The 12,412-nt window shown below is 39.2% G+C and carries 10 protein-coding genes; 3 read left to right on the top strand and 7 right to left on the bottom strand.

What is annotated here, in order from left to right; all coding sequences use genetic code 11:
* Position 1: 1 nt before the first annotated feature.
* A complete protein-coding gene (locus tag PLEUR7319_RS0102680) occupies positions 2-1,582 on the bottom strand; it encodes a metallophosphoesterase (protein ID WP_019503664.1) in 1,581 nt (526 codons plus the stop codon).
* Positions 1,583-1,935: 353 nt separating this feature from the next.
* Here PLEUR7319_RS0102680 and PLEUR7319_RS0102675 point away from each other — a divergent pair, with 353 nt between their 5' ends.
* Positions 1,936-2,931, top strand: a complete 996-nt coding sequence (locus PLEUR7319_RS0102675; protein WP_019503663.1) for a DUF3102 domain-containing protein — start codon at positions 1,936-1,938, stop codon at positions 2,929-2,931.
* 357 nt (positions 2,932-3,288) lie between these two features.
* Here PLEUR7319_RS0102675 and ftsH read toward each other — a convergent pair whose 3' ends face one another.
* Both ftsH and PLEUR7319_RS0102665 read right to left on the bottom strand, forming a co-directional pair.
* Complete coding sequence (gene ftsH / locus PLEUR7319_RS0102670) at positions 3,289-5,241, bottom strand: ATP-dependent zinc metalloprotease FtsH (RefSeq protein WP_019503662.1); 1,953 nt, start codon at positions 5,239-5,241, stop codon at positions 3,289-3,291.
* Between the two features lie 31 nt (positions 5,242-5,272).
* The gene (locus PLEUR7319_RS0102665; RefSeq protein ID WP_019503661.1) at positions 5,273-5,962 is read right to left on the bottom strand and encodes a phosphoribosyltransferase; all 690 of its coding nucleotides are present in this window, start codon (positions 5,960-5,962) and stop codon (positions 5,273-5,275) included.
* Between the two features lie 199 nt (positions 5,963-6,161).
* Here PLEUR7319_RS0102665 and PLEUR7319_RS0102660 point away from each other — a divergent pair, with 199 nt between their 5' ends.
* Entirely contained in the window at positions 6,162-7,148 is a 987-nt protein-coding gene (locus PLEUR7319_RS0102660) for a zinc-dependent alcohol dehydrogenase family protein (RefSeq protein ID WP_019503660.1), read from the top strand.
* A 274-nt stretch (positions 7,149-7,422) separates the two neighbouring features.
* On the opposite strand, the gene PLEUR7319_RS0102655 is transcribed toward PLEUR7319_RS0102660, so the two are convergent.
* The 3 genes from PLEUR7319_RS0102655 to PLEUR7319_RS33980 all read right to left on the bottom strand — a co-directional run bounded on the left by PLEUR7319_RS0102655 (position 7,423) and on the right by PLEUR7319_RS33980 (position 10,968).
* Positions 7,423-8,172 (bottom strand): hypothetical protein, encoded by a 750-nt coding sequence (locus PLEUR7319_RS0102655; RefSeq protein WP_019503659.1) that lies wholly within the window; start codon positions 8,170-8,172, stop codon positions 7,423-7,425.
* 183 nt (positions 8,173-8,355) lie between these two features.
* A complete protein-coding gene (locus PLEUR7319_RS39895; RefSeq protein ID WP_019503658.1) occupies positions 8,356-9,939 on the bottom strand; it encodes an SGNH/GDSL hydrolase family protein in 1,584 nt (527 codons plus the stop codon).
* A 510-nt stretch (positions 9,940-10,449) separates the two neighbouring features.
* A complete protein-coding gene (locus PLEUR7319_RS33980; protein WP_083892440.1) occupies positions 10,450-10,968 on the bottom strand; it encodes a CBS domain-containing protein in 519 nt (172 codons plus the stop codon).
* Between the two features lie 226 nt (positions 10,969-11,194).
* Between PLEUR7319_RS33980 and PLEUR7319_RS0102640 the strand changes: the two genes are divergently transcribed.
* Positions 11,195-11,389, top strand: coding sequence for a hypothetical protein (locus tag PLEUR7319_RS0102640; protein ID WP_019503655.1), 195 nt, complete (start codon positions 11,195-11,197; stop codon positions 11,387-11,389).
* Between the two features lie 60 nt (positions 11,390-11,449).
* Here the strand turns inward: PLEUR7319_RS0102640 and PLEUR7319_RS0102635 are convergent, their stop codons facing one another.
* Positions 11,450-12,385 carry an alpha/beta fold hydrolase gene (locus PLEUR7319_RS0102635; protein WP_019503654.1) on the bottom strand — a complete coding sequence of 312 codons (936 nt, stop codon included), beginning with the start codon at positions 12,383-12,385 and terminating at the stop codon, positions 11,450-11,452.
* Positions 12,386-12,412: the final 27 nt, after the last annotated feature.

The following is a 12,412-nucleotide window of genomic DNA, read 5'->3' as shown; positions in this document are numbered from 1 at the left end:
ACTAACTTTTTTCTGGCATACCTCCGATTGTAAAAGGATCGAGGGCGTATTCATTCCATTGACGTTTATACCATTCAGCGATATAGGGATTGACGATATATTGAGGTCGATCGCCAGCCTGAACTTTAATACTTAAATAAGAATAGGGACGTTTTCGCTCTTTCCCCTTACCATAACGTCCAACATACAAGTGTGATTGACCAATGGGTTGAGAATTTAAATCAGCATTTTGAAATAATACTGTGCCTTCTCTTCGCTGACGACGCAAACTGTGACCGCTACCACCACAAATAATCCAGTTGGTATAAGAATCGGCAGCTCCAGTATCTTTGGTGTAAAGATGCTCCAGACAGTGAGCATGACCTGATAAAACTAGATCCACTACCGAACGTCCTTCAGGTAATTTACCTATTTCTTTAACTGCATCATTAAATACTTGACGCAAGCGATCGCGGATTGCCAAAGTCTGCCCTTGATTCCATTTCGTAGTTTCGGTTACGTAAGGGGGATGGTGTAAAAAAATAATTCTGCCCCGGGCTGCTGGATCTTGCCAGGAAGCTACTAAACTGTCTTTAAGCCATTCTAATTGTTCCCAATCAGTTGTTTCTGACTGTTGATTCAACTGTTTATTAATATCTTGTTGACTTTCGGCAATATGCTCTAATTTGGCATAATAATCGTCTATTTGGTCGGCCTCTTCGGGTTTTTCACGATTTAGTTTGTCTATCGCTTCCTGAATCTGCTGTTCTCGATTTTCTAATTCACTTTGACGCTCTAATAATTTGGCTTTTTGAGTTTCTCCCTCTGCTGTATCAGGTATGGCTAAGGGTTGATTAAAAGTATTGGAATCCAAGGCAAAGAAATCAATGCCACCATAGCGAAAAGTATAGTAACGATTGGGTAAACGGGTAAATTTACCTGGCTGATAGTCTAAGCAGCGATCGCCATTATAAGTCGCAGTATAGTGTGTATCTAAATACTGTTCTAAATTAGCTTTTACTTTAAGATCAATTAAGTAATCTAAAAAAGCTCTAGCATAGGTTTCTCCTTTATGAGAACCATGCCAACCCACATCTAAATCGATTCGACCCCTCAAAAAACGACGGGGTAGCCAAGTTGCTTGGGCCAAAATACCATAAATTAGAGGCAAATCGTAATAATCATGATTGCCAGGAACCAGAAAAAAAGGTAATTTGAAAGTTAACTGATCGTATTCAAGCTGCTGGGGATGCTCACTACCAACTAAAAACTCACGATAAGGATCGATAAAATTTTGCTGATAGTATTCACTCGAACCTACCTGATAAACAACATCTCCAGTATGAAGAATAAAACTGGAGTCTGATTGATGCTGCAACATCATCTCGGCTATTTTTCGTTGAGGATGATGTTTAAGGTGCGAGCCACAGCCACTATCACCAATAATTAAAAAAGAAAATTCCGGATTATCGCTATTGTTGTCATTAATTACTAATTTAGTTTGAGCAATTTTTCTGGCTTTAATTGCGGGTTCTTGCCAACGTATCCGACGTTTCATTAATTCAATTTTGACGGATATATCAGGATCTGAGACAAATTTCATTTAGTCTTATTTTAAATATTTGTTTTAACTGTTAAGCTTAAGAAATTTGAGAAAAAACCATTTTATCCTTCAAGAGGCATAAAATATAGAAGTTATCTCAAGCCTTTGTCCAGCATACTCATACTAAATCGAGTTATTGAATTAAGGGAAGCTTTTTAGTTCTTTTTTCATTAATGAAGAAGTATTAAACTAAATTAATTAATTATCCCTTGATAAATTAAGTAGTACTACTGATGAAGTATGGCTATTGACAGAGTAAAACGTAATAGACAAATATTAAAATAGATAAGTTAATCAGACTTACACATTAAATCCCAGTTTTTCACTCACACGAACAAAAATAATCTGATCACATGGTGTTGATATCTAATCAAAAAAGCACACATTCAGTTGCTGGTTTTAACTATCAAATTTTATCTCGCCAACAAAGAGCCGTTATTTTACAATACACAGGGGAGATTAAGGAGCGTTTGCGCCGCACAGCTCAAGATGTCTGGGAAGTTGGACAGAAATTGACTCAAGTTCGTGCGCAACTGGAACATGGTCAATTTGAAGGTTGGTTGTCAGCAGAATTTGGTTGGAGTCGGCGTACTGCTTATAACTTTATCAATGTCTATGAAGCTTTTAGTGAAACTACCAATTTTTATCAACTGGATATTGCTACCTCTGCCCTTTATAAGTTAGCAGCACCCTCAACTCCCAAGTCAATCCGTCACGAATTTTTAGCCAAAGCTCAACAAGGTAAAAAAATCACTCACAGAGAAATTAGTCAGGCGCTGACAGCCACCAAAAATTCTGATCTAGTCAAAAAACCGCAGTCAATTCTCCCAGTTTCGCAAAAAGTCCTGCAAATCATTCCCAAGGCAGCAGAAATATCAACAACTGCGATTGAGCAGCTGGATATATCTTCGAGATCTGAAGCAATCATGACACCAACTCAAATCGAGATTAAATCGGGCTGTTGGTATCTTTTCAATGAGAACAACGTCTTATTTTGTGGAGACACTGCTTTACCGGAATTTTACCATCGATCGCAAAAAGCAACTTTGGCTCTAGCAGTTACTTCCAATGACTGGGACCACGATTGGTTGATTGAGAAAGCGCACAATTTAATTTTGCTTCCAGAATCCTCTCTTCGTAATGGGCTAATCGAACAAATAATATCTCTGTTGTCAGCAGAAGGAGACACTATAATTTTGCCCTGGCTACCCGATCAAGAGATGCTGGCGATCGCCAGCCGCCTCAATAGAAGAATTGTTGCTGGAGATCCTAGTCCTGAACGCTGTCAAAAGGCGCTCTCAAAAGTAGGATTTTGCGTCAAGGAGTTAAGCTTTCCAAAATTAGCATAATCTAGAGCTGAAGTTACTGATTGATTACTGATTACTGATTACTGATTACTGATTACTCCTGAAGTTGAAGCTTAGATTCACCTAGGTTGCCTATTGCCTATTGCCCAACCGTGACAAGTTAAGCTAATTTGCATTAAGTCAACTACTATATATAGTGTCTTATTTATTTTTTAGAACTATATGTAGATTCAAGGTTAGAGAATAATTCATAGTACAAAAAGACTATTTTAGTGACAAAACTCGTTACTCGTTACTCGTTACTCGTTACTCAAAACTAGTTGACAAACAACACACACCCTTAACTTGTCACCAATGCCTATTGCCTTTCGCAAAATCTGGGGATGCAGTTTGAATGCGTCAAAGCTTAGATAATTTTGCTGGTTTGCCATTGTGAGTAAGTTGAGGAGCAAGCAAATTATTTCGTGTTGGCTTTCCCGTTTGCAACCATTTTTCAATGGCGACTGTTTTCTGAGCTTGAGCGAGATGCGATCGCAGTTGTTCTCCTTCTAAGATTTCTTGTTCTAAGAGAATTTGAGCCAATGTTACTAATAGTTGTTGATTTTCTTGGAGAATTTCTTGGGCAATGTGGTGAGCATTTTCGATTACCGCTTTCACTTCACGATCAATTTCTGCCGCGAGGTGAGGACTTACTTGACGACGAGGATTGGTAATCCCTTCTAAAAACTGCTGCTGGATCTTTTCATAGGCAATTGGTCCTAGGCGATCGCTCATGCCATAAAGAGTGACATATCTTTCAGCCAGATCGGTAGCTTTTTGGATATCATCACTGGCACCTGTAGATACCTTACCAAATATCAATTCTTCAGCAGCTCGTCCTCCCAATAAAGTGGCAATACGACCACGAATTTCGTCTTCAATCATTAAAAAACGATCTTCTTCTGGTAGTTGCAATGTATAGCCTAATGCTCCAATACCACGAGGGACAATAGAAATCTTCTCTACCTTATCCGTTCCAGGCATTAGAGAGCCAACAATGGCATGACCAACTTCGTGATACGCTACGGTTTTCTTTTCAGTCTCGTTAAGTACCCGTGATTTCTTCTCTAATCCCGTGAGGATTCTTTCTGTCGCTTCATTAAAATCCTCCATAGTTACAGCAGTATTATTTTGACGGGCAGCAAGCAACGCGGCTTCATTAATTAGGTTAGCTAAATCTGCACCAGCAAAGCCCGGAGTTCTGGCTGCTAGTTTGTTTAAATCAACATTGTTATCTAATCTGACATTTCTGGCATGGACTTCTAAAATTGCCAGTCTTCCCAACTTATCAGGGCGATCTACTACAATACGACGATCAAAACGACCAGGACGCAATAAGGCAGGATCGAGGACTTCGGGACGATTAGTAGCTGCCAGCAGAATTACTCCTGCATTGGGTTCAAACCCATCCATTTCCGCCAATAACTGATTGAGAGTTTGTTCCCGTTCATCATTACCACCCATCAAAGTTCCCGATGCAGCACGAGACTTACCTAGGGCATCTAATTCATCGATAAAGACAATGGCAGGAGCTTGTTTTTTGGCACGTTCAAATAAATCTCGTACTCGGGACGCACCTACCCCAACAAACATTTCAATAAATTCGGAACCAGAAATACTAAAAAAAGGAACTTTTGCTTCACCAGCGATCGCTTTAGCCAATAAAGTCTTACCGGTACCAGGAGGACCAACCAACAAAACTCCTTTGGGGATTTTTGCCCCTAAAAGAATATATTTAGCCCCATGTTGTAGAAAATCAACAATTTCATATAGTTCTGCTTTGGCCTCGTCTACCCCGGCAACATCATCAAAAGTTATGTCCATTGTCCCTTCGGAGTAGATCCGGGCATTACTACGACCAATGGCAAAAGGACTTTTTCCTCCTTCTTGACTACGATTGAATAATAGGGCGCTGAGATTAATAATTAAAAAGAAGAAAAATAAGAATTTGATAAAACCCCAAAACCCATCACTGCTAGTGGCAGGAATTGCCGAAAACTCTACCTGATGTTGACGAAGTAATTGTGGCAACTCTGTATCTTGAGTTACTGCAACTGTAGTAAATACCTGCTTTGATTCATTACCAACTGATTCAGATTTAAGAATATATTCAATATGACTAGAGCCGATAGTCACACTCTCTACCCGATCGCTCTCTACTAAATCAATAAACTGACTATAGGGTTGAGATTTATGGGGAGAGTTTACAGGTAAAAATAGGCTAAATAAAATTAGACAGATTGCAGTTACAATCAAGCTCCATCCCATGGGATTCGATTGTGGTGTCTTAGTAGGGTTTTGGCGTTTGGGCATCAATATTTCTCCCTTTAATGCGGCTTTTCCGTTAACAAGACTCTGCTAGAGTTTGATGAGTCTCTTGAGCAAGCAATTCGCAAACTTCTTGATCGGTTATCTGACTAAAATCTTCATACCAGAAACCCACAGCACTCAAAGACCTGGGAGTATTCAAGCAAGTGATCTCATCAGCCATAGCTTTCAGTTGTTGAATTGCTTTTAGAGATGCGACTGGTGTAGCAATAATAATTTTCTGGGGCTGATGTTGACGTAAAACATTCACCGCAGCGTGCATAGTTAAACTAGTGGCAATACCATCATCAGCAACAATCACGATCTGATTACGAATTTTGTGCATAGGACGAAAGTGTCGATAGCAACAAGCAAGCCATCTTAATTCTGCTTTTACCCTAGCTGCGATCGCTTTGATTTGTTCTTCGTCAACACCGAAATATTGAGTTGTATCTTCGTCAATGATAGTTATGTTGCCACTGTAATCATGAAATAAAGCATCTTCGGCGATCGCTCCCATTGCTGTTTCCGAATGATCGGGAAGACCTAGTTTTTTAACTAAACAAACATCAAAAGGAAGATTCAGATTTTTGGCAATTTCATAAGCCACTGGTACACCACCACGAGGTAATCCTAAAACCGTTGCCTGAGGATGATTGGCATAAACGGTTAGGTTTTTGGCTAATTTTTTTCCTGCTTCTCGCCGGTTAGGAAAAACTGCGTTCATTATATTTACTTGCCTTAAACTCTAATTATTAAGATAAATCTTAAGTTTGAGGAAGTTGTGAGAATTGTAGAAACATTACTTACGAGCAATCAAATAAACTTGTCCTAACGTAACTTTGTACGGCTATAGTTGATGATGGCTTCATTGTTGATTAGTATTTCGCTATGGTTAAATTATCAATTCATCTTGGTTAACTGATATGCGTGCCATGATTTTAGATCGGGCAGGACAAGCTTTGCGTAAGGGAGAACTACCTCTGCCTGAACCAAAACCCGAACAAGTATTACTCAAGGTTCACGTCTGCGGAGTATGCCGTACCGATTTACACATAGTTGATGGCGAACTAGCCAAACCAAAACTTCCTTTGGTATTAGGTCATCAAATTGTCGGTACAGTGGTCGGAGCTGGAAATAAGGCTACTAAATATCCCCTAGGTACACGTGTAGGTATACCGTGGCTGGGTCATACTTGCAAATTTTGCCGTTTTTGTTTAGCTGGTAAAGAAAACCTTTGCGATCGCGCTTTGTTTACAGGATATGATCGCCCTGGAGGTTATGCTGAATATACAGTTGCTGATGAAAGTTTTTGCTTTCCTATTCCCGAAGGCTTTCCCGACTTACAGGCAGCTCCCCTACTATGTGCTGGATTGATTGGTTATCGTTCCTATCGAATGACAGAAGATGCAAAGAAAATTGGCTTTTATGGCTTTGGTGCGGCAGCACATATTTTAATTCAAGTAGCGAATCATCAAGGCAAGCAGGTATATGCTTTTACTCGTTCAGGGGATACTCAAGGACAACAGTTTGCTCGTAACCTTGGTGCAGTCTGGGCTGGGGGGTCAGAAGAGTTACCCCCAGAAGAGTTAGATGCTGCAATTATCTTTGCCCCAGTTGGTAAATTAGTCCCCGCAGCTTTAAAAGCTACGGTTAAAGGTGGCATAGTAGTATGTGCTGGAATCCATATGAGTGATATTCCTAGCTTTTCTTACCAAATTTTGTGGTCAGAACGAGTCTTACGTTCTGTTGCTAATCTTACTCGCCGAGACGGGGAAGAGTTTTTGGCTTTAGCCCCACAGATTCCCATTCACACCGAAGTTACTGCTTTTCCTCTATCCAAAGCCAATGAGGCTTTAGAGGCTTTGCGCAATGGTAAGATTAATGGTGCTGCGGTATTGGTTGTAGGTTAACAATTTAACTAACTTTGCTTTGAGTTAAGGTAATTTTATTGGATTAGCTAAGTAGCTCCACCTAATAAAACGTCTAATAGAACAGTAAAAAAATTGAAGATGATTCTCCCTAGTCCCTAACCCCTATCATCTAACCCCGATCTTAACCATTCCATGTTTAATAAAGTGGATCTACCTATCAGCTATCAGCTATCAGCTTTTGCGTGCTAGACACTTGATGTGAAATAGCCGATAGCTACTCAGGATTATCTTAGTAAGTTCTTAAAGATCGATACTAATCAGCAAAAATATTACTAGTAATAATCTGATTAGCAGTAGCTATCGTCATATTATCGAAAGCAAAAATATCGTGATTAGTATTAACTATATTGTTTCCTGCTGTAGTGAATTCTACTCGATTAAATACTTGGCGGGTATCATCTGGTTGAAGTTCGCCTAAAATCCCAACATAAATTACTGAACCTGTTGTACTGCCATCAAGTTGTGTTGTGTGTAAATTACTAACTGTATCTACTAATTGCTCGTCATGATATAGTTTCAGAGAAAGTTCTGCTCCCCAATCACCTAAATCATAGGCATAAAATCCAAAACCAGCAATCTCTTCACTAAAGTTAATAGTAAAAGTTCCATCAGCATTGGGGGTAGCTTCCGTGTATAAATATTGATTTCCTGATGCTGGATAAAGACCCTGTTCAAGATCGTAAGCAATATCGGGATTAGCAGTATTAGTGATATTATGAATTACTCCATTTCCACTAAAGGTGGCAGTTCCAGCTCCTGGGAAACTTAAATCCATGTTGGCGGAAGTTAAATCACTAAAACTTTCAAATTCTTCCGTACCAATACTACTGTCAAAATTACTTAAAAACTGCTGTTCTTTTTGTTGAGTAAGATTTAGTGCAGCACGAGTATTTAAACCGTTGTAATTAAGATCTTCTGCTGTTAGTAATTCAAAAGCTTGAGCCGAACCAGCTGTCATTAACACAGTAGTTACTAGGGCTGTATAAACATTAAATATACGCATAAAAGTAGTTGATTTATTTATTTTTTTAATTTGCCAACTCCATAATTACCCAGTTATTAATTAAACTGGTAAATTTATGATGAAAAACTTAGCTTTTCATGTAAATTTTCCATAAATAAAGTTCTTAATTTAGAGCATCATAGGGAAAAGAAAGCAGTATTTAACTCACGTCAGGTTAACCACCTAAGTCGCCACAAAATCTCTTTCGCTTAGAGCAGTAGTATCGACCCTCGGTAAAATTGCTAAAGTTTCACCAGTAGTAGTGACAGAAATCTGTTGGTCCACAAAAGACAAATCACCAAAGGTTAGACCACCAGAGAGCATAAGGCGATCGCTACCAACTTGAAAGTCGATGATTTTATCTGTGCCAAAATCTGAAGTTAACTCAAATATATCTGCCCCAAGACCACCAATTAGGATGTCATTTCCTGCTCCACCGTCAATTAAATCTTCTCCCTGATTACCTTGGACAGTATCATTACCATCACCGCCATTAAGAGTATCATCTCCTCGATCACCCCGTAGAAAGTCATCATCATCTCCACCTAAGAGATAATCATCTTGCAAACCACCTCGAATGAAATCTCGACCGCTACCTCCAATAACGATATCCTGACCTGCATTTCCTAACAGTCGGTCATTGTCATTGCCACCAAATATTAAATCGTCTCCAGAACCACCTCGAATGAAATCTCGACCACTTCCACCATCGAGAGTATCATTACCTTGATGTCCTCCGAGCAGATCATGACCTGTACCACCTTGAATGCGATCGTTTCCATTCCAGCCCAAAATAAAATCATTACCAGCCAAGCCTCTAACATTATCTGCTGCTGAAGTGCCCACCAGTAAATCTCTTCGTGCCGTACCAACAATTTCATTAAAATTGGGTTGGGGTATTGCTCCAGTAGCAGTTTGCGAAATAGTCTCTGCTAATAAAGCATGTGCTTCTGTGGTTGGATGAAAGAGATCCCAGAAGAAAAATCCTGTTGCTACAGTTGGATCTGTCGGCAATGGCAATCCCGAAAATAACAAAGGGTCGGTTACATTACTAAAGCCAAATTGCTCTGGGTTAGCTGCTATGTTCTCATTGGCAGAAAATAAATCGACTTCTACAATTTCAGGAGCATTAGAAGAAAATTCCAGATTATCTAATGCAAGCGATAAACCGCCATTTAAAGCAATACTAATTGCAGTGGCTTCATCCCGAAAAGCTTGACTAAAAGGTAAGCGACCTAAAGATGGCATATTGGGCACAACAAAATTTTTCGCCCCTAAATCTGCCAGACGAGTAACACCATCGACAATGTTGTTAAATCCCTGTTCGATTAATGCTGCGGGATCTGCCGGGATACTACCGCCAAGATAATCGAGAAAATCGTTGGGTCCTGCCCAGACTAAATAAAGAGCATCGGAATCTGCATTGTCACCATCAAGACTGCTGATAAAAACATCAATTTGGTTTGCTAATCCTGGCAAAGTTACACCAGGTAAAAAGGGAGCAATATCATCATTATTAGAATTAGTACTTCCAGTTCCTGCTCCACCTACGGCAAAGTTATTGCCTGTCAGGTCATCATAGTAAGGATCTAAAGTAAGTTCTAGATCATCAGCTAAGTATTCAATGGCTACTGGACCATTAGAAAACCTACCGAAAAAATATGGAGGAGGAGGAATTGCTCCCATAGTGAGGGCAAAAGAATTACCAGAATCAGATAGACTATCTCCGAAGCCGACAATCTGAGTTATATCATCTAAATTAAACATAAAAATTAATTAATTACCATTAGTTACTTGGCGATCGCTATGATGAGCAGTTGATTTCCAACACTCCGCACGACAAACCGCTCCATACTAAATCCAAAACCTTAATTGAGATAGAAGTTTTCCAGCCGAATCTGACGACACAAGTTTTTTGCACCGCTGAAATTTGTTGTTTCTAGCCAGAAATCTATACTTTTTTGTTTCAATACTGAATCTAGAATTCAGCATCATGCCAGTAACTAATCGATTAAGACTAATATAGAGCTTCTAGTTACCAGTTGACTATAAAGCAAAGCCATCAGGTAAACACTCTAATTAGCTTAATTTAAGCGGAGATATTACTTTTGTTGTCTCGCGCCAGATGATTATATAATAGCTAAAACCTATGCTATGTAAAGATTTGATGAACCATAATTTAAATGTTTAATCTCGACTCTAATTTAAGCTAAAAAACTCCTATCTCCATATTCCCAGATTTTTTCAATCATGCTTGGGATAGCAAGACATAGAAGATTAAGGTTCAATCTCTAATGTTTCAACTACATCCCAGGCAACTTCACAATCTTGATCGATTTGTGTTTGTAGGTCAGAAGCTACTGGGTTGTGCAGAATGGTTTTATAAATTTTCGATGATAATTCGTCTGAAGCAGATTGAGGCAATACTTTTGACTTCATTATCAAATCAGTCAAAGAAATAATTCCTAAGAGTTGGTTTTGAATTACCGGAGCTCTTTGAATTCCAGTCGCAGCAAACAATCGGGCTACATCTTCTAATTTAAGATCTGGATTGACTACAATGCAGGGTTTAGTCATAATTTGATAGACCATTACTGATTCAGGATCTCTGTCCTGTGCCATCACTTTGTAAATAATGTCGGTTTCAGTGATAATTCCGTAAGCATCATCACTACTACTAGGTTCAACGATCAGAGAATGTACTCTTTTATCTTGTATCTTGGCGATCGCATCAGCTACAGTAGCTAAACTATGAATTGTGAATACTTTTGTAGTCATGATGTCGGCGGCTTTCATGGTCTTTCCTCGTTCAGCTGATTACCTCAAACAAATTCCCAGCAAAATAATCGATTTATCAGTTGGTACTAACCAATGACTCTAATTCAACTTATAGACTACTAATTTGAGAAACTTGTGAAGAACAAAAGGCTAAATGTTATCAAATAGTTGCAATTAGTATTTACTAAAGATAAAAGCTGATACAACAAGGATAAAGACATCCAAAAATGAGAGGTAAGTAATGATGACTGAGATCCCTACTACCTTTATGACTGACGAAGACTGGATTAACCAAGGCAAAGCCGATGCCTGGTCGGGAAAATCCAAACAAACTCCTGAACACGATCCTCAGGCAGCAAGTATGTATGACTTGGGTTACTGTGAAGGGGAGATTGCGCGATCGCCAGTTAAACCAAAAAAATGCAATTTAGCAACTTAGTTAAAATGAGTTCGGAATTCGGAGTTAGAAGTTAGGAGTTAGAGAAGAAGGTTGTAATAATCAACTATTGTGTTTAGTTAGAAAATTAGCCACTGCTAAATTAAATTCATCAGGATTAACTAAAAATACCCAGTGATTGCCTGAAACTTGCTGAATCTCCAGATTAGATAAATAACGGTGATAAGTTTTGAGTTGCCATTGAGTGCGATTCAGACCTTTAGTGGGTTGGATAAATAAACTGGGAATCTCTAAAGGCTTAGTCAAGCCAGACTGCAGCATTACATCGACAAAAATTTCGTTGCGAGCTGCTACTGTAAACTTACTTCCCCAAGTCCCATCATTCTTGGGTTCAATACTGGCACGAAAAGCTTTTTGTTGGAGAGGAGTCCATTGACGATATTGTTTGAGGTTTTGAGCTAATTGTTCGGCTGCTGCTTCACTGGCAAAAGGTCCCATACCCTGCAGAAATGGTAATACTCGATATAGCAAAGGAAAGGTGTATTTGAACCAACTGGGTAATTTATCGACATAAAAAGGATCGACTAAAATCAGACTGGAAAAAAGCTGTGGATTATGAGTTGCCCAAATAGTAGCCAGTTTTCCTCCCCAAGAATGACCTACGATATGAGCCTGAGTCCAGCCTAAATGTGCCATCAAAGCTTCTAAATCGGCAATAATATCTGTAGAAGTATAGCCATGTTCAGGTTTGCTAGTTTCTCCGTGTCCCCGTAAATCAGGAGCAACAATGTGATAACCATTAGCTAAAAATTCTGCCAAGCTAGACCAGACCATAGCAGAATCAGCCAAACCATGTAAAAGTAAGAGATGATTTTTTGGGCGATTGCCTCTAGCAGTAGGCGACGCGAAGTTAGTCCTTGAGGGGGGAGTGTAATCATTCTGATTAAAGCTTTTTTCCTCTGATAGTCTTTCTATGGGATCGTTCCATTCTAAATAAGAAATTTCAATCCCTCCATGTTGAAAGGAATGGCGTGTCATACTCAATCGTCTTAATTTCCTAAATGT

The sequence above is a fragment of the Pleurocapsa sp. PCC 7319 genome (assembly GCF_000332195.1).
Taxonomy (GTDB): domain Bacteria; phylum Cyanobacteriota; class Cyanobacteriia; order Cyanobacteriales; family Xenococcaceae; genus Waterburya.
This window is presented reverse-complemented; position numbering and strand designations above follow the sequence as displayed.

Coding starts and splice junctions, on each gene's coding strand:
- PLEUR7319_RS0102680 (WP_019503664.1), bottom strand. CDS start 1,582: ATGAAATTTGTCTCAGATCCTGATATATCCGTCAAAATTGAATTAATG.
- PLEUR7319_RS0102675 (WP_019503663.1), top strand. CDS start 1,936: ATGGTGTTGATATCTAATCAAAAAAGCACACATTCAGTTGCTGGTTTT.
- ftsH (WP_019503662.1), bottom strand. CDS start 5,241: ATGCCCAAACGCCAAAACCCTACTAAGACACCACAATCGAATCCCATG.
- PLEUR7319_RS0102665 (WP_019503661.1), bottom strand. CDS start 5,962: ATGAACGCAGTTTTTCCTAACCGGCGAGAAGCAGGAAAAAAATTAGCC.
- PLEUR7319_RS0102660 (WP_019503660.1), top strand. CDS start 6,162: ATGCGTGCCATGATTTTAGATCGGGCAGGACAAGCTTTGCGTAAGGGA.
- PLEUR7319_RS0102655 (WP_019503659.1), bottom strand. CDS start 8,172: ATGCGTATATTTAATGTTTATACAGCCCTAGTAACTACTGTGTTAATG.
- PLEUR7319_RS39895 (WP_019503658.1), bottom strand. CDS start 9,939: ATGTTTAATTTAGATGATATAACTCAGATTGTCGGCTTCGGAGATAGT.
- PLEUR7319_RS33980 (WP_083892440.1), bottom strand. CDS start 10,968: ATGAAAGCCGCCGACATCATGACTACAAAAGTATTCACAATTCATAGT.
- PLEUR7319_RS0102640 (WP_019503655.1), top strand. CDS start 11,195: ATGACTGAGATCCCTACTACCTTTATGACTGACGAAGACTGGATTAAC.
- PLEUR7319_RS0102635 (WP_019503654.1), bottom strand. CDS start 12,385: ATGACACGCCATTCCTTTCAACATGGAGGGATTGAAATTTCTTATTTA.